General features: G+C 59.1%; 14 protein-coding genes and 1 pseudogene. 7 read left to right on the forward strand and 8 right to left on the reverse strand.

The features are described 5' to 3' along the window. Positions 1–7: 7 nt before the first annotated feature. Positions 8–1,417, reverse strand: coding sequence for a mannose-1-phosphate guanylyltransferase/mannose-6-phosphate isomerase (locus QIT27_RS01545; RefSeq protein ID WP_285262670.1), 1,410 nt, complete (start codon positions 1,415–1,417; stop codon positions 8–10). Then, entirely contained in the window at positions 1,414–3,009 is a 1,596-nt protein-coding gene (locus QIT27_RS01550; RefSeq protein WP_285262671.1) for an alkaline phosphatase family protein, read from the reverse strand. Before QIT27_RS01550 ends, QIT27_RS01545 begins: the two co-directional genes overlap by 4 nt. Positions 3,010–3,212: 203 nt before the next feature. On the opposite strand from QIT27_RS01550, the gene QIT27_RS01555 reads away from it, so the two are divergent. Genes QIT27_RS01555 through QIT27_RS01570 form a run of 4 tightly spaced genes read left to right on the forward strand, consistent with a single transcriptional unit; the run spans position 3,213 to position 8,318 of the window. After that, entirely contained in the window at positions 3,213–4,715 is a 1,503-nt protein-coding gene (locus QIT27_RS01555; RefSeq protein WP_502875167.1) for an OpgD/OpgG family glucan biosynthesis protein, read from the forward strand. After that, positions 4,708–6,678 carry a glucans biosynthesis glucosyltransferase MdoH gene (mdoH, locus tag QIT27_RS01560; protein ID WP_285262673.1) on the forward strand — a complete coding sequence of 657 codons (1,971 nt, stop codon included), beginning with the start codon at positions 4,708–4,710 and terminating at the stop codon, positions 6,676–6,678. Before QIT27_RS01555 ends, mdoH begins: the two co-directional genes overlap by 8 nt. Continuing rightward, positions 6,679–7,482, forward strand: coding sequence for an FkbM family methyltransferase (locus QIT27_RS01565; RefSeq protein ID WP_285262674.1), 804 nt, complete (start codon positions 6,679–6,681; stop codon positions 7,480–7,482). Positions 7,483–7,517: 35 nt separating this feature from the next. Further along, positions 7,518–8,318, forward strand: a complete 801-nt coding sequence (locus QIT27_RS01570) for a creatininase family protein (RefSeq protein ID WP_285262675.1) — start codon at positions 7,518–7,520, stop codon at positions 8,316–8,318. Here the strand turns inward: QIT27_RS01570 and ribA are convergent. Then, the gene (gene ribA / locus QIT27_RS01575) at positions 8,315–9,418 is read right to left on the reverse strand and encodes a GTP cyclohydrolase II RibA (protein WP_285262676.1); all 1,104 of its coding nucleotides are present in this window, start codon (positions 9,416–9,418) and stop codon (positions 8,315–8,317) included. The genes QIT27_RS01570 and ribA overlap by 4 nt on opposite strands. A gap of 253 nt (positions 9,419–9,671) precedes the next feature. Between ribA and QIT27_RS01580 the strand changes: the two genes are divergently transcribed. Then, positions 9,672–10,340: a RibD family protein gene (locus QIT27_RS01580; RefSeq protein WP_285262834.1), complete on the forward strand. Its 669-nt coding sequence runs from the start codon at positions 9,672–9,674 to the stop codon at positions 10,338–10,340. A 108-nt stretch (positions 10,341–10,448) separates the two neighbouring features. Here the strand turns inward: QIT27_RS01580 and QIT27_RS01585 are convergent. The 4 genes and pseudogenes from QIT27_RS01585 to QIT27_RS01600 form a co-directional block, all read right to left on the reverse strand. Beyond that, positions 10,449–11,318, reverse strand: a pseudogene (locus QIT27_RS01585) (lysylphosphatidylglycerol synthase transmembrane domain-containing protein); the annotation flags it as partial. A 3-nt stretch (positions 11,319–11,321) separates the two neighbouring features. Further along, a complete protein-coding gene (locus QIT27_RS01590) occupies positions 11,322–13,256 on the reverse strand; it encodes a glycosyltransferase (protein WP_285262677.1) in 1,935 nt (644 codons plus the stop codon). Further along, the gene (locus tag QIT27_RS01595) at positions 13,253–13,651 is read right to left on the reverse strand and encodes a 6-pyruvoyl trahydropterin synthase family protein (protein ID WP_159341429.1); all 399 of its coding nucleotides are present in this window, start codon (positions 13,649–13,651) and stop codon (positions 13,253–13,255) included. The genes QIT27_RS01590 and QIT27_RS01595 overlap by 4 nt, the downstream gene beginning before the upstream one ends. A gap of 34 nt (positions 13,652–13,685) precedes the next feature. After that, the gene (locus QIT27_RS01600; protein ID WP_285262678.1) at positions 13,686–14,666 is read right to left on the reverse strand and encodes a zinc-dependent alcohol dehydrogenase; all 981 of its coding nucleotides are present in this window, start codon (positions 14,664–14,666) and stop codon (positions 13,686–13,688) included. A gap of 259 nt (positions 14,667–14,925) precedes the next feature. On the opposite strand from QIT27_RS01600, the gene QIT27_RS01605 reads away from it, so the two are divergent. Next, positions 14,926–15,645 carry a CDP-alcohol phosphatidyltransferase family protein gene (locus QIT27_RS01605; protein ID WP_285262679.1) on the forward strand — a complete coding sequence of 240 codons (720 nt, stop codon included), beginning with the start codon at positions 14,926–14,928 and terminating at the stop codon, positions 15,643–15,645. Positions 15,646–15,932: 287 nt separating this feature from the next. Then, the gene (locus tag QIT27_RS01610) at positions 15,933–16,496 is read left to right on the forward strand and encodes a manganese efflux pump MntP (protein ID WP_285262680.1); all 564 of its coding nucleotides are present in this window, start codon (positions 15,933–15,935) and stop codon (positions 16,494–16,496) included. 100 nt (positions 16,497–16,596) lie between these two features. Here the strand turns inward: QIT27_RS01610 and QIT27_RS01615 are convergent, their stop codons facing one another. Further along, on the reverse strand, positions 16,597–18,312 hold the full coding sequence (locus QIT27_RS01615) for a putative bifunctional diguanylate cyclase/phosphodiesterase (protein WP_285262681.1): 1,716 nt from the start codon (positions 18,310–18,312) through the stop codon (positions 16,597–16,599). Between the last annotated feature and the right edge of the window lie 50 nt (positions 18,313–18,362).

An 18,362-nucleotide genomic window follows, 5' to 3' on the forward strand; every position in this document is an offset into this window, starting at 1 on the left:
CGCTCCATTACTCGTCGCTGTGGCGCGCGTACACGTCATCCAGTCGTTCGATGTCATCCTCGCCCAGGTAGCTACCGGACTGCACTTCGATCAGTTCCAGCGGAATTTTGCCCGGATTCTCCAGGCGGTGCAGCGCGCCAATGGGGATGTAAGTGGACTGGTTTTCGCTGACCAAAAACGTGCGTTCATCCACCGTCACCTTGGCCGTGCCACTGACCACCACCCAGTGTTCGGCGCGGTGGTGGTGGCGCTGTAGCGACAGCCGCGCCCCAGGACGCACGGTAATATGCTTCACTTGGTAGCGCTCGCCGTTGTCCATGGCTTGAAAGCTGCCCCAAGGGCGATGTACCTGCGGCGAGGTATGCGGCTCGCTGCGCCCGGCCTGGGCCAACGCCGCAACGAGCTGCTTGACGCCCTGCGCCTTGTCGCGCCGGGCCACCAGCACGCTGTCCGAGGTCTCCACCACGACCAGGTCTTCAACGCCCAGCGTGGCCACCAAGCGGTGGTTCGCTACCACTAACGAGCGCTGGGTATCGCTCAATATTCCATCCCCGGTGACCACATTGCCCGCCGCATCGGGCGCATGGGTCGCCATTAGCGCGTCAAAGCTGCCAATATCGCTCCATTGGGCATCCAAAGGCACCACGGCCGCTTGGGCGCAGTGCTCCATGACCGCGTAATCGATCGATTCGCTAGGGCAGCGCTGAAACGCCTGCTCATCCAAGCGCAGAAAATCCAAGTCACGGTGGGCGCGGGTTACAGCCTCTTGGCAGGCGGCCAGCATCGCTGGCTGAAGCCGCTCGAGCTCCGCCAAATAGCGGGAGGCGCGCAGCAAAAACATGCCGCTATTCCAGAGCGTGTCACCCTGCTCAAGCAGCGCTTTGGCATGCTCCAACGCGGGTTTTTCGATGAATGCTGCCAGATGGTGACCCTCCCCCAACGCGTCACCGCAGGCAATGTAGCCGTAACCGGTCTCTGGATAGGTCGGCACCACGCCAAAGGTCACGAGATAACCCTGCTCTGCGAGCGGTTCGGCACGCCGCACGCTATCGATAAACGCCGCTGCATCGCCAATAACGTGGTCAGCGGGTAGCACCAGCAGCAGCGGGTCTTCGCCGGATTGCCGCGCCAACAGGGCCGCGCAGGCAATCGCCGGGGCGGTATTGCGCCCTGCTGGCTCTAGCACGATCTGGCCCTCCTGCTGGGCTTCACGCAGCTGTTCGGCCATCAAAAATCGGTGCGAATGGTGCCCCATCAGCATCGGCGGTAGCGTCGTCAAGCCCTCAAGGCGAGTGAGCGTTTGCTGAAGCAGGCTCTGTTCGCCGGTTAAGCGCAAAAACTGTTTGGGCATCTGCTCTCGGGAGAGCGGCCAAAGCCGGGTGCCGCTGCCACCGCTCAAAATAACCGGTTGAATCATGGTGTCGTCCTTGGTAATAGTGCCGAGGGGCCAAAGTCCTGCTGCAGCCAGTGGCGCAGCTGGCTCATTCGCGGCGCATCCTGCGGGCGCGCTAGTGGAGGCAGCATACCCTCCACGAAACCGCGCTGTTTAAACGGTGCCAGCAACGCCGGGTCGCCGCTAATGATATGCACCGGAACCGCGGCACTGGCGTCATCGCCGGTAATCAGCGGTGCGGGCTGATGGTCGCCCAAGACAATCAGCAGCGTCTGCTCATCGGCCACTCGCGCGGCCCAGCGCCCGGTCACGCTAACAGCGTAGTCCACCGACCACGCGTAGTGATCGCGAATTCGCTCCAAATCTCGCCAAATCACTTCGGGCGGATCGCCTGCGTTTTCCCAGGGCGCATAGATACTCCCATCACCCACCAGCGACCAGTTTTCCAGCACCGGGAGCACCGGCGTCCAGGGCGCATGGCTGGAAATCAGCGCGAGTTGCGCAAAGACCGGCTCGTCGCCCAACAGCTCGCGCTGGGTATAGTCCAGGGTAAATTGATCCGGCATGGTCACCCAGTTGAGCGGCGGCCCGGCGTAGGGGATATCCTTCGCTGCGGCGATTTGGTCGAAGCCGTAGGCCTGCCCCTCTGGCCACGCCAACGTAATCGCGGGCATCACGCTGAGTGTGCGCTGACCGGTGGCATGAAAGTCATCGATCATCGTCGAGTGGCCGCTCTCCAGCATCAGCCGATACCAGAGCTGATTGTCGATCCAGCGGCCACTCAGCGTCGTTGCGTGGGCAAGCCACGACTGCCCACCGCGGATGGGGGATTCCACCAGCCCCGACACCACGTGCAGGCCACGGTTGGATAACCGACGCTTAAGGTCTTCCAACGTAAGCAGCAGCGTTCGGTTATAGCGCGGATCATCGAGAGCAGACACGCCGTAGGACTCGATGAACGTCAGCAGTACGTTCCGTCCAGCCAAGCCTGGCAAGGCCTGCGCCGCTAACGGAGACGCTTCTAACTGCTCACTGAATGCCTGCCGGGCCCGATGGGTATCGAGGATCTGCGCCCATTGAAAACGTGCGGTCGTGACCATCGGCAGCGCGGCATGGGGAACCAAGCGGTGTTGATTCGCCTCTAAAATGCTCATACCTAAGCTACCCACCAGCAACACTCTGGCTGTGACAACCACCCCACCTCGGCGCTTAGGGGGGCGAGCAGGCAGTAATAGGCGCAGCATCAGCCACAGCAAGCCAAGGAGCAGCATACCGCCTAGCAGCATCAGGAAAATTGCCGCCAGTTGGCCTACATTACCCACTAGCAGGTGGTAAATGGAGCGTACCAGCGGCACATCCAGGTAGAGGTTGAGCGGCCGCCCAAACGCCGTATAAGTCGCTGCCTCCCCCAAATTGGCCGCCGTGGCCAGTGCCAGGGCACTAACGACCCCGATACCCACCCAGCGCCGCCATGGGCCAGGGGGTAATAGCAGCATGGCGGAGGCGATGACCCATGCTTCCCATGCGATCAAAGGCGATAGCGTGCCAAAACGCCACCACAACGGGGCGACCAATAGCACGTTCAGAGCACAGGCCGTGACAAGGAGACGAAGCATTCATTCCACCACTAGCGTTGTAGAGAGCATCAGCGGTATAACCGATTGACGGCGTACGCGCGTCGCTGCGTTTAATCTTAATGTTTGACCCAACTTTTTAAGCGTATAGTTTTTGTTTAAATATTTCACACAATGACGTGTTGTCCACTCTATCAGGTCACGAAAGGAACTCGCCCATGGGTTGTCGTAGGACTGCAAAATGGATGTTATCACTGAGTTGGGCACTCGCCCTGCCCGCCACCGCTAGCGAAGACGCCGTATTTCAACAGGTCGTGGCGCGTGCCCAACAGTTAGCCAATGCCCCCTATGAAGCGCCCGAGTCTTCACTGCCCGAGGCACTGCAATCGCTTAACTACGATGGCTACCGGCAAATTCGCTTCAATCCCGAACGTGCCTACTGGCACGACGACAGCCCCTTTAGCCTACAGCTCTTCCACAGCGGGTTTCTATTTCAAACGCCGGTAGCGCTGAACATGGTCGAGAATGGCGACGTCGTCCCTCTCGACTTTACCACCGACGATTTTCGCTACGATGGCGACGCCAGCGAACTGCTCGAACATGATTTGAGCGGCAGCGGACACGCCGGTTTTCGTCTCCACTATCCGCTCAATAATCCCGACTACGCGGATGAATTCGCCGTCTTTCTCGGCGCCAGCTACTTTCGTCTGGTTGGCCAGCATCAAGCCTACGGGTTATCCACACGAGGGTTGGCGATCAACACCGCCTCGTCTCAAGGCGAAGAGTTCCCGGCCTTTCGCGAGTTTTGGTTGGTCACACCAGACAGCGACGCCGAGAGCGTCACGCTGATGGCCTTGATGGATAGCCCGTCGCTGAGCGGTGCCTACCGCTTTACCCTCACCCCCGGCGAGCACACCGAAGCGGAAATAGAAGCCGAGATCTTTGCCCGTGACGATATCGAAAAAGTCGGGATCGCCCCGCTGACCAGCATGTTCACCTTTGGGGAAGCGAGCGCCCAACGGCCGGATGACTTCCGCCCTCAGGTGCATGACTCCGATGGCCTGCTGATGCATACCGGGCAAGGCGAATGGATCTGGCGACCGCTGAGCAACCCATCGGCCGTACGCGTTTCAAGCTTTACCGATGACGCACCCCAAGGGTTTGGCCTCATGCAGCGCGAGCGCGACTTTGATCGCTACCTCGACCTAGAGGCCAACTACCACCGCCGCCCCAGCCAGTGGGTCGAGCCGCTGGAAGCGTGGGGCAAAGGTCACGTTGAGCTGGTGGAAATTCCCACGCCGGACGAAACCCACGACAACATCGTGGCCTACTGGGTCGCTGAGGACACACTCAAGGCTGGCGACACCCAGCGCCTGCATTACCGCACCTATACCCTGAACGAACAGCCTGAAGAGCACGCTCTGGGGAAAGTGATTCGCACCCGTCACGGCAGCGCCGCCGTGCCGGGTGAAGCGGACTCGCCTTCCGCCGAGCAGCGCCAGTTCGTGGTCGATTTTGCCGGCGGTGCTTTGGAGGCACTGTCGGCCGATGCGGAACTCACGCTGGATATCAGCGTGCGAGAGGGCGAAGCGTTACTGCCCCAGGTCAAAGTGCTGCCCAATAGCGGTCGACGCGCCACGTTCAGGCTGCCTCCCAGCCGCCAGCCCAGCGATATCCGTCTGCGCCTGATGCGCGACGGTGAGCCCGTAACCGAGACCTGGAACTACGTGTGGTATCCCGATGCGTGATGTGCCTACGCTGACGCCCTCCATCCCGTGGCTCAACGCTCGGCGTGCGCTGCTGGCCACGCTGGTCATCGGGTCCAGCATCGTAGGCTGTCTAGCGATGGTCCACGTGGTCGACAACCTTGCGCTGGGTTGGCAAATCGCCATGCTGACGCTGTTTGGCCTCACTTTTAGCTGGATTGCGCTGGCCTTTTGGGGAGCCGTCTGTGGTTTCGTGATCTGCGCGTTACGCCTTGACCCCCTCAGTCTCAAACGCGTGACGACAGAGCGCCCAACCGCCAGCCGTTTGGTCAGCCGCACGGCGTTGGTCATGCCGATTTACGCCGAACCCCCGATTCCCACGATGGCGGGGCTTGAAGCCACCTGCCGCTCGCTGCTTCAGCAGCCCAGTGCACAGGGCGAAGACACCGCGCGCGTGATCGGTCAGCACTTCGAAGTGTTCATTCTCAGCGATACCCAAGACCCCGCCCAAGCCGACGAAGAAGCCGCTCACGTGGCTGCGCTACAGCAGCGCTTGGCGGGGCAGCTCGCGGTGCATTACCGCCGTCGCCCCAACAATCACGGGCGTAAAGCGGGCAATATTGCCGACTTCTGCCGCCGCTGGGGCCGCCGCTACGACTATATGATCGTGCTGGATGCCGATAGCCTGATGAGCGGCGACACCCTGCTGCACATGGTGCATCAAATGCAGCGCTACCCCACCGTAGGGCTGATTCAAACCGTGCCCATTCCCGTGGGGCAACGCACGCTGTTTGGCCGTTTTACCCAGCTTGCCTCGGCGCTGTATAGCCCCATGCTGGCAGCGGGCCAGAGTTTTTGGCAGGGCGACGCCGCCAACTACTGGGGACACAATGCGATCATTCGTACCCGCGCCTTCATGGCCCACGCAGGGCTGCCAACGCTGTCCGGCAAACCGCCGCTTGGGGGCGAGCTTTTAAGCCACGATTTCGTAGAAGCGGCCCTGCTAAGGCGTGGCGGCTGGCAGGTACTGCTGGATACCTCGGCAACGGCAGCGCTGTCTCGACGTAACCCCCATGCCAGCGCGTCGCGCAACAGCTTCGAAGCCATGCCCAGCAATCTGCTCGATTTTGCCAAGCGCGACCGGCGCTGGCTCCAGGGCAACCTCCAGCACCTGCGCCTATTGACGGGCGCTGGCTTCCACATCATCAGTCGCCTGCACTTCTTCTTTGGTGCATTTGCCTACTTATCCTCTCTGGTGTGGCTGGGATTGCTGGTGTGCACCAGCCTCATGGTGGGCTACCACGCACTCGACGGTGCCCCAGAGCCACTGTTGCCCAAGGCGCTATCCCTATGGCTATTGAGTACCACGCTAGGCATGCTGATGGCTCCCAAGCTGCTCGGATTACTGCTGACTATCTGCCAATGCCCCCACGCCTTTGGCGGGCGCTTCAAGCTGGTGGCCAGCACGCTGCTCGAGATCGTGTTTGCCGCGCTGATTGCGCCGCTAATGATGGCGTGGCACAGCTTATTCATCATCAACGTGCTGATTGGCCGCGCCATCGACTGGCAAACCCAACACCGGGGCGAACGCTCGTTGAGCTGGCGTGAAACTTGGCGGCATACCGGGTGGATGACGCTCTGTGGGGTGCTGTGGGCAAGCCTGATGGCGCTGTTCTCTCCATCGGCGTTTGGTTGGCTGACCCCCGCTTGGCTTGGGCTCGTGGCCGCTGCCCCGCTGGTAAAATACTCGAGCAGCGGCACCTGGGGCGGCGTGGTCAGCCACCGGCTAGGGCTGCTGCACACGCCCAGTATTAGCCTGACACCGGCACTGCTCAAGGACTTTGCCGACCTGACGGCGCGCAGCTCTCAAGCGCTGGATACCCGTGGCGATCTCACGCTGAACGTGCCCCCCAACGAGCTGTATGGCGATATGCCTTGCCAACTGTTAAAACCCGGCAAGTCCTCTCAAGAGCCAGCCGTTTCCCGGGCGAAGGAGCCCCATTAGATGCCCTCTACGCTTCAACAGCTTCGTAGTGCCAGCGGCTTGGCCCGCTCCCTGTTCATATACTGGCGGCCTGGGCGGCAGCGCAGTTTGAAGCGGCTCTACCAGCCCTTTTTAGCACCGGGCGATATCGCCTTCGATATTGGCGCGCATTTGGGCGACCGCAGTGCCGCCTTTCAGTCACTGGGGGCGCAGGTCATTGCGCTAGAACCCCAGCCAGCGCTGGCCAAATGGTTTCAACGGCTGCTAAAAAGTCCCAATATCACCTTACTGCCTCTGGCGGTTGGCCCCGCCCCCGGCCATGCGGACATTGCCATCAGCGTGGGCAACCCTACGCTCTCGACGCTCGCTACCGAGTGGCGTCGCCAAGTGGGCGAGCGTAACCCGGGCTTCCAGCGAGTACGCTGGGAAGAGACGCTACGGGTGGAGATGACCACTTTGGATGCGTTGATCGACCGCTACGGCGAGCCTCGATTCATCAAGATCGACGTGGAAGGATTCGAGGCGGAGGTGCTGCAGGGGCTTAACTATCCCGTGGCCGCGCTGTCCGTGGAGTTCGTGGCGGGCATGCTCGAAGTGAGTCACGCTTGCCTAGCGCAGATTCAGCGCCTGGGCGACTACCGCTTCAACGCCATTGCCGGTGAGCAGCGCCAGTTCCGCTTCGATACCTGGCTTACGCCGGCTGCCATGGCCGCATGGCTTGCCGAAGGGGCCGATCAGCTTGCCTCGGGAGACATTTACGCCTGTCGCAGCGACCACGCGCTATTATCAAACACGTGCGCCAAGCCCGGCGCGGCCCTTGGATGACACACGTTAATCACCCTATCGCAAACGGGATGTTCATGGTTTATCACTGGCAGCACCTGACCGCTCCTCAGCTTCACGCCCTATCGCAACGCGACCCGGTCGCGGTCATTACTCTGGGGGCCATCGAGCAACACGGCACCCATCTACCGCTGGGCACCGACCTCATCATCGGTGAAGGCTTGCAGGCGGCGATGCTGGAACGGTTGGACGCGCAGGATACTCGCGTGGACGTCGTGTGCCTGCCCGCCATGGCCGTGGGCGCCAGCGATGAGCATGCAAGCTTTCCGGGCACGTTGAGCCTACCCGCCCCGCTGGCCATTGCCACGCTTGAAGCCTACGGCGAAAGCATTGCTCGCGCTGGCATTCGCAAGCTCGTACTGATCAACAGCCACGGCGGCAATAAAGCCGTCATGGATTTAGCGGCCCTCACACTCCGGCGGCGCTGCCACATGCGCGTGGTCAAAGCGACCTACACGCGGCTACCGCCACTGGAAGGCGCAATGAACGCCGATGAGCTGCGTTACGGGCTGCACGGCGGGCTGCTCGAAACCGCCATGATGCAGCATCTGGCACCGCAGCTCGTCACTCTAGACGGCTATTCCCCCACCGCCCCTGCCACTCCTGCGACAGGCGCGCTGGTGAGCCCCGAAGGCAGCGCCGCCTTTGCCTGGTTAGGGGAGGATTTAAGCGAGCACGGCGTGGCCGGGGATGCCAGCCACGCCAACGCTGCACTGGGTAAACGCCTCGTGGATCACTACGCCATGCAGCTTGCCCAAGTCGTTACGGAAACCGCACAGCTGCCGCCGCTGGAAGCACCCGCAGCGGGCAGACGTTAACGGCCGCGGCTTTCGAGCACTTCGTCCAAAAAGTGGCCCGCCCGGTTGGCTTTGGCACTCAGGTAACGGTGGTTGTGGTCCGTCACGCTGCCATACAACGCCTGGCGGGATACCACCTCGATACCGCCCTCTTTCAGGGCTGACATCTTCAGCGGGTTATTGGTGAGTAGCTGCACTTGCTCGATATTTAGCGCATTCAGCATGTCCACTGCCACGGCGTACTGGCGTTCGTCATCGCCAAACCCCAGCACCTGGTCGGCATCTACGGTATCCAGGCCGCTATCCTGCAGGGTGTAAGCACGCAGCTTGTTCGCTAGACCAATGCCACGCCCTTCTTGGGCCAGGTAGAGCAGCACGCCGCCCCCCATGGCCTGGATATCCGCCACGGCATTGCGAAGCTGCTCGCCACAGTCGCAGCGCAGGCTGCCAAACAGATCGCCGGTCAAACAAGCGGAGTGCATCCGCAGCGGCACCGGGCCTTCCAGCGCCTCGACCTGGCCAATCACTACCGCCACGTGCTCGCGCAGGCCATCCGGTTCACGGAACAGCACAAAGCGGCTGTTCGGGGCGTCTTCCAACGGAATACTCGCCTCACTCACTCGCTTCAGCATGCCCGGTGCGCCCGCCAAGCACTTTTGCGCCTCGTCAGCCTTGACTTCTAACAGCCGCCCTTGAGCAATTTGCTCGGCAATATCGGCCTGGGCGTCTTCGCTGACCACTGCAGTCAAAGCAGCGGGGATCAGCAGCGCACGGCGCATTAATGCCACGGCGCCCCGTTCGGCGGCCCCTGCGGGTTTCAGTCCGCTCAATAGCGCGCTGGGTTTGCTGCCGGAGTGGGCAACGGCCAACTGATGCAGCTCACGTTCGCTCACCTGCTCCGCCAGCGGTAGGCAAGCGGCTTCTGCAGTAAGCGATAATCCCATGGCTTCCAAGCGGTGGCGGGTGAGTACCAGCGCAGGACGCGCCCCGGATAAATGGGCCAGGATATCCACCGAACGGCTGCCCTCTAGTGCTTGGACGAGAAGGCGCTGCTCACCGTTGCTGATCACGACCGGTAAACCACGACGAATATCGAAAATAGCGCGTTCAATTTGATACATGTAGGCCTCCAGGTTGCCTAATGATATGGGCAAAGGTTGCTTGCGTTGGGCAACATGGCCCCGCATGATCTGAGGTTATTTTCAGTGTGGAGGCGTCATGCCCGACTCCAGTAGTACATCCCATTCGATCAATCTTGATACCGCGTGGCAGTGGCTGCTCGCTCAGCGCGAGGGAACTTCCAGCACGGCGGCGCTGACGGTCACCAGCGACGGTCGGTGGCACTCGCCACACACCGTGACGCCTCAGGCCGAGATGCTGTTGGACTGCCTGACGCCGCTGGCGTTGCGCCCCCACTGGGTAGTCGCCCAGTTGGGGCAGAGTCTGGATGGTCGAATTGCCACGGAAAGCGGGCACTCCCACTACATCAACGGTCATGACAGCATCGTCCATTTGCACCGCCTTCGCGCCCTGGCCGATGCGGTGCTGGTCGGTGCGGGTACCGCTGCCGCCGACAATCCCCAGCTCACCGTACGCCACGTCCACGGCCGCCATCCGACCCGGGTGGTACTTGATCCGCGCGGGCGCGTGCCAGGCGATTTGGCGCTGTTTCGCAGCAGTGACGTCGAGACCCTGCATATCACCGGGCCAGACGCGACGCCTGCACCGAGCCACGCGGAGCGCTGCGTGCTGCCATTGAACGCCCGCGGGCAGTTCGAGCCGTCGGCGGTCGTGGCACTGCTGGCGACACGCGGGCTTAAACGCGTGCTGGTAGAAGGCGGCGGTGTCACCATTTCTCAGTTCATCGAAGCGCAGTGTGTCGACCGTCTGCACCTGATGGTCGCCCCGCTGCTGATCGGCTCCGGCAGGCCCGGCCTGCAAATGACGCCCATCGAGACGCTGGAGAGCGCGCTGCGCCCCACGATGCGCTCGTTCCGGTGTGGCGATGACACGCTGTTCGACGTGGAGCTGGGTGCCGTCTAACCCACCGGTCGGGGTTGGGTTAAACGAGGCCGAGCCAGACGAAGGGGTTGCTTGAGCGCGTTTGGTAAACGCTACCCAAATGCCCGGCAGGCTGGAGAGCAGCACCAGCACGCCATACGCGAGCGAGATCGCCACCCCTTGAGCAGCGGGCAGACCGACCAGCAACCAAATACCCGCTGCGGCTCCTTCTCGCAGCCCCCAACCGGCAATCGAGAGAGGCACTAACATGGCCAGCAGCAGCACCGGTGCCAGCGCCAAGATGTCCAGAGCGGGCATCTCGCTGCCAATGGCACGAGCGGCGCAGACCATCACCAGTCCGTAGCTGATCACGATGGCCAGCGACGAGGCCAACTGCAGTGGCCATACCCGGCGCTCCAGCAGCCCGCGACGCACATCCCGCCCCAGCGCGACGCACCAGGACGGCAGCGTCGGCCCACGCTCGCGGCGACACCATATTCCCAGCGCGGCAACCACCAGTACCAAGGCGACCACCCCCGCAGCCAGAACGAGCAGACCCGTACCGCCCAGCGCGGCGTGCCACAGCGGCGAAGTGAGCAGTGCCACCAAGGTCAGCAGCGCCACCGCCATTTGCCCAGACGCCCGCTCGATCACCACCGCCCGCCAAGCGCTACCCTTGGACGTAGCTTGACGAGCATGACGGTGGGCACGTCCAGCATCGCCCAACACGCCGCCCGGCAGCAGCTGGTTGACCAGCAGCGCCAAGTAGTATTCGCGCAGGGCGTACCGAAAGCGCAGCGGCACATCTACCCGACCGGCGGTGAACTGCCAGCGCCACGCGCTGAGCATCACCTGCAGTACGCTGACCGCCAACGCCGCCAGCACCCACTCGGGCGCTAGGCGTGTCACCTCGGCTAGAACGGCAGCGGGCTCTATCCATAGCGCCACGGCCACCAACAGTGCCACGCTAACGATGCCGCGCTGCACCCAAGGCCGACGCAGAAAGTGCCCGGCAGGCATGGACTAGCCCTGCTCCGCTGGCAGCGCCAGCAGATCACGATGGCCCACCCAAACGCCCACTTGCCCACGCTCCACGGCATCCAGGCGCGCGGTGCGCCACTCGGCGATCCGCGTTGCCGCCTCCGGCGCCTGCTCGGTGGCCGCTTCCGCCCAGCCATTGATCAGCGAGCTGACGAGCGGCTGCTGCTCATGGCTCCCCGCGGCGAGCTGCCAAGGCGTAGCGGCCTCTTCCACCGCGTACCCCTGCTCCGCCATGGCGTGATAGAGCGCTCGGTGAGCCTCGCCGCCTAACGCCTCGCCCAGCCCTTTATCCCGCTGCTGATGGGCGTTGAACAGCCCTAGCACAAAGCGGTCTTCCGGGTCGTCGATGGGCTGCTGATCCGCATCGGTAAAGCACCACTCGCCGGTGACGCTCAAGCTCACTAGCAGCGCTTGACGATGAGCGGCACACTGCTGTGCCAGCGTGTCGATCCACTGCTGAGACACCAAGTCGATGAGCGCTGAAGCAGTGACGACATCCGCCACTTTCAGTGCCGAGTGATCGAGATTCGCAAGCGACGCGCAGTGGGTTTCCACGTTCAGCGACTGGCCCGTCGCATCATGAAGCGGTAGGGCACGACGGCGCGCCTCTCGTAACAGGGCGTCGTCGTGGTCGAACAGCGCCCACCGCTGCGCAGTGCTCAGTCGAGGCGCGAGAAACTGCATATTGCTGCCCCGCCCGCAGCCTAAATCTGCCAGCGATACAGGCGCTTCACGCATGGATAGCCACGCATCGAGCCGGTTGACCAGCGCTTCACTGCGGGCGTGACTATCTACCGCTTCCCGCAGCGTGAGCCAGCTGGCCGCAAACTGGCTGCCCGCCGAGAGGTCGGGCGTACCTGTGCCATTCAACGCCTTGGCGAACTCAACGCCAGCGGCCTGCCAGTCGTTGAGAGCGCCTCGCGCCACCGCTACCCCGGCACGTAGTTCGGTACGTAGCGCCTCATGGGTGCAGAAGTTAGCAATCGCAGCGCTAAGTGCTTCCACATCGCCAGGAGCGACGCTGATGCCTGCGCCTTCCGGTAGGGTATCGCGCAGGGCGCCGCCAGTCGTGGTAATCACCGGCAGCCCGTGGGCCAACGCCTCGGTGACCACCATGCCGTAACCTTCGTACCAAGAAGGCAGCACCAGCGCATGGGCACGTTGGTACGCGGCCTCCAAGGTGTCGGCATCGCACTCACCGTGGAGAGTGACGCGCTCGGCAAGCCGATGTTCGTCAATGAGCTGCTGCACGCTAGCGCTAAATGCCGTATCGCGGGCCCCTCCGTAGCAGTCACACTGCCACTGGTCGCTATTCACGCGCGCCAGCGCCTTGACCAGCACATCCTGTCCCTTGCGCGGCGTGAGCGTGGCCACGCACAGCAGGCGGATGGGTTCACCCGGCGCAGGTGCGGGGCTGACCGGCGCGTGAGCAACGCCCGGCTCGACCACCGTAACGGGCGCAGTAATGGGCAGCGAGTAATCGCTGGCCAGTTCACTCAAACGGCGGGCGGTGAAGCGGCTAGTGACGATGACCCGCGCCGCCTCCGCCAGCCCCGTCAGCTCGCTGCGATGAAGATACTGCTGCTCGTCACTTGAGAGCCCTTGTTCATCGCCCAGCGGGTGATGCAGCAGCGACGTGATATCCAGCCGATCCGCATGGCGGGCCACCACATCGGGCAGTGCGCCCATGGCCAAGCCATCGATAATGACGCGCTCGCCATCGGCTAGGGTTTCCAGCGCGCTATCAAGCGCACGTTTTGCCGTTGCATCGGCCTGCGGAAAGCGCCCGTCCAGGCCGACCACGTCCACCTGAAGGCCCTGTTCGCGCAGTGCGGCAACGATCTGCGCATCGTAGATATAACCACCGGTACGCTGGTCCGGATCACCTGCTACTAGTAAGGTAAAGCGCTGGCTCATAGTGCCCCTTCGTAGCTGGCCCAGGCCACATGAGATTCATGTAGCTTGATGTCCATTTGCGTCAGGCCTTTGGCGGTCTCGCCCATACGGCCCGCTTTGATGGCAGCGGCGAGCTGGTCAAAAATCACTTTCGCCATGAACTCCGTCGTGGTGTTCTGGCCGTTAAACTCACTGACCTCATCGAGGTTGCGATAGTTGTAATTGGCCAGCACTTCTTTGACGGTCTCACTGGCGAGGCCAATGTCGATCACCAAGCCATCCTGATCCAGCTCTGGGCGCTGAAACACGACATCGACCACATAGGTAGCGCCGTGGGTGCGCTGGGCCGGGCCAAAGATCTCGCCTTTGAAGCTGTGGGCAATCATGAAGTGATCGCGGACGCATAAACGGTACATGGCAACTCCAGTCGGAAACTAACGGTTAAGGGGTTTAGGGGTAGCGAATTCGGTGGCAAAGCGCCGTGCTCTGTGGACTAAACAGCGCCGGGGCTCGTTCAGGAAAATCGATAAAATCGCACTCGCTGCTGATCAACGCCTCTAAGGCGGGGTCCGCCAACAGACGTAGCGCCACGCTCAAGCGGCGGCGATAGTTCCAGCGCGGTTGCAGCTTGGCAGGCAGCTGACCCACTTGGCTCGCGCGCAAAGTCAGCCGCTGGGAATGGAAAGCCCCGCCGAGGGGCAGTGCCACCTCCCCTTGGCCAAACCAGCTCATCTCGATAACACGCCCTTCATTGCCGACCCGCTCCATGGCCAGACGCAGACCGTCCGGGTGGCCGCTGGCGTGAATCACGCAGTCTTGATCGTTGGGCGCTTGTTCAGGCAGGGCAAACGGTACGCCGAGGGCGCGGGCAAGAGATTCACGCTCGGGATTGATATCGACCAGCGTGACCTCGACCCCCGCAATGCGCGCACACAAATACGCCACCAGCGCCCCCACCACGCCTGCGCCCATCACGCAGACGCGCTCACCCAACATGGGGTTGGCATCCCACACGCCGTTGAGGGCGGTTTCCATGTTGGCAGTGAGCACGGCGCGCTGGGCAGGTACGTCATCAGGGACCGGCACCACCCTGTCGGCAGGCACTACGTAGTGATCCTGATGGGGATGAAGACAAAACACGGTTTTATCGAGAAGTGAATCAGGGCCGTGAGTCACACGACCCACGCTGCAGTAACCGTACTTTACCGGGGTGGGGAATTCTCCGGCCTGGAAAGGAGCGCGCATCCGCTGAGTTTCGCTTTCCGGCACGCGGGCATGAAACACCAGAGATTCCGTGCCGCGGCTCACGCCGCTATACAGGGCACGAACACGCACTTCTGATGTATCTATTGTGGGCAGCTCTTCCTGCTGCAGTTCGCCGTGACCTGGGTGCGTTACCCAAAAGGCCACCGCCGTATCAGGCGCCGACATGACATTTCCTTATCGTTGAAGCGCTGTTTCCATCCGTTGATCTTAACGTTACTAAGATATGGCGACTTTTCAATGGCTCACCTATAGCTTAGCGTAGAAAAGCAATCGGTCTATTAACGCTTGCCAACCTTCAACATTGTTTAAGTGGGGAACTTTTCGGGATGCTAACCACCATACACCCTATACAATAATGGTACATAGATAAATTATTGCATCACTAATTTCAACTGCGGACGACCGCGCCGCTTCGTGAGCCACCATGCCGCCTGTTTCTAACTCCTCCTCCTACCCACTGCCCAAGCGGCTGTTCAGCAGTCTCGAGCTGCTAATAGGCGCGCTGTTTCTCGTGGGTATGGGCATGCTGCTCACGCCGCTTATGGCAAGCGCCGCCAATTGGTGGGCAGCCGGTATCTTCTATATGCTCATCAGCGGTTTGATCTTGGTGTTTTGGCCCCATGGCCCGCTAGGTTGGGCCAACCGGGTGACACTAGGACGCGCGGTGCTGGTTGCTCTGGTTGCGGGCGCGCTGGTGAATGACGCTTTCATCGATGCCATTTGGCTATGGCTGGGTGTCTCGGTCATCGCTCTACTACTGGACGGCGTGGATGGTTGGATTGCCCGCCGCACCCGAAGCCACTCGCCTTTTGGCGCGCGCTTCGATATGGAACTGGATGCCCTGCTGATTATGCTGCTCTGTGTTGGCTTGATCATGGAAGAGGGGCTGGGGCTGTGGGTGCTGCTGATTGGCGGCATGCGCTACTTATTCGTGGCCGCTAGCCTTCCCTTCCCTTGGCTGGATGCACCGCTTAATGAGAGCTACCGCCGCAAAGCCGTGTGCGTCTGGCAGGTCGTGGCGATGCTGTTGGCGTTAACGCCACTGACTTCGCCTTTGTTAGCAGGGCTGCTTGCGTTTAGCGCGTTAGTCACGCTGGTTTACTCTTTCGGCGTGGATGTTAAGTGGCTGTATCAACATCGCTAATTCTATTCGGCGTTAAATAATGCGTCTTTAAAAAGCCGCCTGTCGTTTTCAATCAGGCGGCTTTTCATTTAACCACTATGCAACTAAACGTCAAAACACCAACAAAATCAGCTAGTAGACACATTGTTAGCCAAAGCTATGTTTGTTCGCTACTACAAACTTTATTTTTCGCAAACCGCCTTGTTACCAGCAAAAAACCTGATAGGATTCAGCGCTATTCAATATCCTCCTTTTACACTCAAGTAAGCATTTTAAAGATCGCGTTTTATCTAAAGAGCCTATCTATCATGACGCCTGTTGCGCTACTGTTTCTTGCGGTTTCCATGTCGGCGGATGCATTCGCAGCCTCCATCAGTAAAGGCGCCGAACTCAGCAAGCCCCGCTTCCGACATGCCCTGGGTATTGGCTTGGTGTTTGGCATCATCGAAGCGATGACACCGGTGCTGGGCTGGGTGGCTGGCAAGGCGTCTCAACAGTACGTCGAAGCCTGGGACCACTGGGTGGCGTTCACCCTACTTTCCATCATTGGCCTGCACATGATGCATGAAGGGCTCAAAAAAGAAGAAAAGGTAGCACACCGCAAACAAACGCTATGGCTGCTGATACTGACGGCTACTGCCACCAGCTTAGACGCCATGGCGGTAGGCGCTAGCCTGGCGTTCATCGACGTAAACATCATCACCACCAGCCTCGCCATTGGCCTTGCCACCACCGTCATGGCATCCATGGGGACGCTGCTAGGCCACAAACTGGGTAAATACGTTGGCCACTGGGCAGAACTTGTAGGTGGCGTTGTATTGATTGGGATTGGGGTAATGGTGGTGGTGGAGCATACGGGGATTATTCACTAACTAGCTCTGGCCTAACTGGCCACTATTGACATTTAGCGACAGCCATATATCAACGTAAGCTGTCGCTTTTAACATTAGAGAAAACGCCCTAAGCGCCCTTTCATCTATTTCTTTCAATATAAAGTGTCTTATTTTTCTCAATAATGTCCTCTAAAGGCAAAGGTTTCGAAAACCAAAAACCTTGTAAAAGGTCACATCCGAAGCCTTTCAGTGTTTGCAGCTGCGACTCTGTCTCCACTCCTTCAGCAACTACTTTGAGCCCCAGCGAATGAGACATATCTATCACTGCTTGAACAATGGCAGCATTCTTATTCTCTTTATCAACGCCATTGATGAAACTCATGTCCAGTTTAACCTTGTCAATAGGCAAATAACGAATATAGCTTAAACTCGAGTATCCCGTACCAAAATCGTCCAGCGACACCTTGACCCCAATCTCTCTAAATTTTTCAACTAAACGTATCGCTTTGTCAGACCCTTCTATAAGCAAACTTTCTGTTACTTCTATTTGAATTAACTCTGGAGGCAAGTCAAAACCGCTGATCAGATCAAGAAAGATCTCGAAAAAATCACTTCGCATAAACTGCAGGGCTGATATATTAACAGCTACTGGCAACGCCTTTCCGAGAGCACATGTCATTGTCACTATATCTGAGCAAGCTTTTTTTAATATCCAGTAACCTAACGGTACTATTTGGCCTGTTTGCTCTGCAACGGGAATAAAAACACCTGGCGATATCAAACCCTTTATCGGGTGCCGCCACCTAATGAGCGCTTCGTAACTATTGACCTCCCCAGTAGCGACGTTAATGATTGGCTGATAGAAAAGCTCAAACTGATCATTTAATAAAGCACTATTTAGTTCATATCTTAAATTAACAGCCATTTCGTTATTTAATATCTTGTTTGACTGACCGCTGGACCAACACCACGTATTCCTACCCACTCTTTTTGCTTCTTCCATAGCAATGCTTGCTTTTTGCATTAGCTCAAAGCAAGTTTCTTTGTACCTATCATTACAACTAATACCTATTCTAGCACTAACGTGTATAGAAAAATCTTTAACAAAAAAAGGCTCTAGAAGGCAATTTAGTATCTCTTTAGCTTTACCGTCAGCTTGATCAACACTCTCAAAATCCACGAAGACAAAAACAAACTCATCGCCGTTTAGCCTGGACAGAGCACCGTCGCAACAAAGGCATTTATTCAACCTTGCAGCCACATGTTTGATAAGCGCATTGCCCACATGGTAACCCAGCCCATCATTAACAGTTTTAAAACCATCTAAGTTGATATGCATAACGAAAATATTTTTTTTATCTTCATTAGCGCTGCAAAGATTTTTCGCAAGCACCTGTTCTAACTTATTTGCATTTATCAGCCCTGTTAAAACATCATGTTCAGCTTGGTAACGCAATAACGACTCTTGCTCTAACTGCTTTGTGATGTCTTGTTGAAAACCAATATAATGGGTGCAAACATCATCCGAATTAATGACGGGGCTTAATGTCAGTTGGTTCCAAAATTTAGCACCATCTTTCCTATAGTTTAAAATGGTGAACGTGCCACGCCGCCGATCTCTCAGGAGATTGCGAATACTCATTATTGTATTTTTATCAGTAGCCCTCCCCTGTAGAAAACGGCAATTTTTACCTAGCACCTCTTTTTTATAATATCCCGTTATGTCAAAAAAAGCTTGATTAGCGAACACTATGGGCATGTTGTCCCTTAAAACATCTACCAACACCACCCCTACTGGCGAGGTGCTAGCGCCATGTCGCAATAAGCCTTGAAAATCAATCTCTTTTTCAAACATCACACCATCCCTGCCACGCCTACCCCATAAAATCATGGATCCCTTTGCGG

This window comes from Halomonas sp. LC1 (genome assembly GCF_030247125.1).
GTDB lineage: Bacteria > Pseudomonadota > Gammaproteobacteria > Pseudomonadales > Halomonadaceae > Vreelandella.

Bases quoted from the DNA above. Each gene is read 5' to 3' on its own strand.
- QIT27_RS01545 (WP_285262670.1), bottom strand. From the start codon at position 1,417: ATGATTCAACCGGTTATTTTGAGCGGTGGCAGCGGCACCCGGCTTTGG.
- QIT27_RS01550 (WP_285262671.1), bottom strand. From the start codon at position 3,009: ATGCTTCGTCTCCTTGTCACGGCCTGTGCTCTGAACGTGCTATTGGTC.
- mdoH (WP_285262673.1), top strand. From the start codon at position 4,708: ATGCGTGATGTGCCTACGCTGACGCCCTCCATCCCGTGGCTCAACGCT.
- QIT27_RS01600 (WP_285262678.1), bottom strand. From the start codon at position 14,666: ATGTCGGCGCCTGATACGGCGGTGGCCTTTTGGGTAACGCACCCAGGT.
- QIT27_RS01570 (WP_285262675.1), top strand. From the start codon at position 7,518: ATGGTTTATCACTGGCAGCACCTGACCGCTCCTCAGCTTCACGCCCTA.
- QIT27_RS01580 (WP_285262834.1), top strand. From the start codon at position 9,672: ATGCTGTTGGACTGCCTGACGCCGCTGGCGTTGCGCCCCCACTGGGTA.
- ribA (WP_285262676.1), bottom strand. From the start codon at position 9,418: ATGTATCAAATTGAACGCGCTATTTTCGATATTCGTCGTGGTTTACCG.
- QIT27_RS01610 (WP_285262680.1), top strand. From the start codon at position 15,933: ATGACGCCTGTTGCGCTACTGTTTCTTGCGGTTTCCATGTCGGCGGAT.
- QIT27_RS01615 (WP_285262681.1), bottom strand. From the start codon at position 18,312: ATGTTTGAAAAAGAGATTGATTTTCAAGGCTTATTGCGACATGGCGCT.
- QIT27_RS01595 (WP_159341429.1), bottom strand. From the start codon at position 13,651: ATGTACCGTTTATGCGTCCGCGATCACTTCATGATTGCCCACAGCTTC.
- QIT27_RS01565 (WP_285262674.1), top strand. From the start codon at position 6,679: ATGCCCTCTACGCTTCAACAGCTTCGTAGTGCCAGCGGCTTGGCCCGC.
- QIT27_RS01590 (WP_285262677.1), bottom strand. From the start codon at position 13,256: ATGAGCCAGCGCTTTACCTTACTAGTAGCAGGTGATCCGGACCAGCGT.
- QIT27_RS01555 (WP_502875167.1), top strand. From the start codon at position 3,213: ATGTTATCACTGAGTTGGGCACTCGCCCTGCCCGCCACCGCTAGCGAA.
- QIT27_RS01605 (WP_285262679.1), top strand. From the start codon at position 14,926: ATGCCGCCTGTTTCTAACTCCTCCTCCTACCCACTGCCCAAGCGGCTG.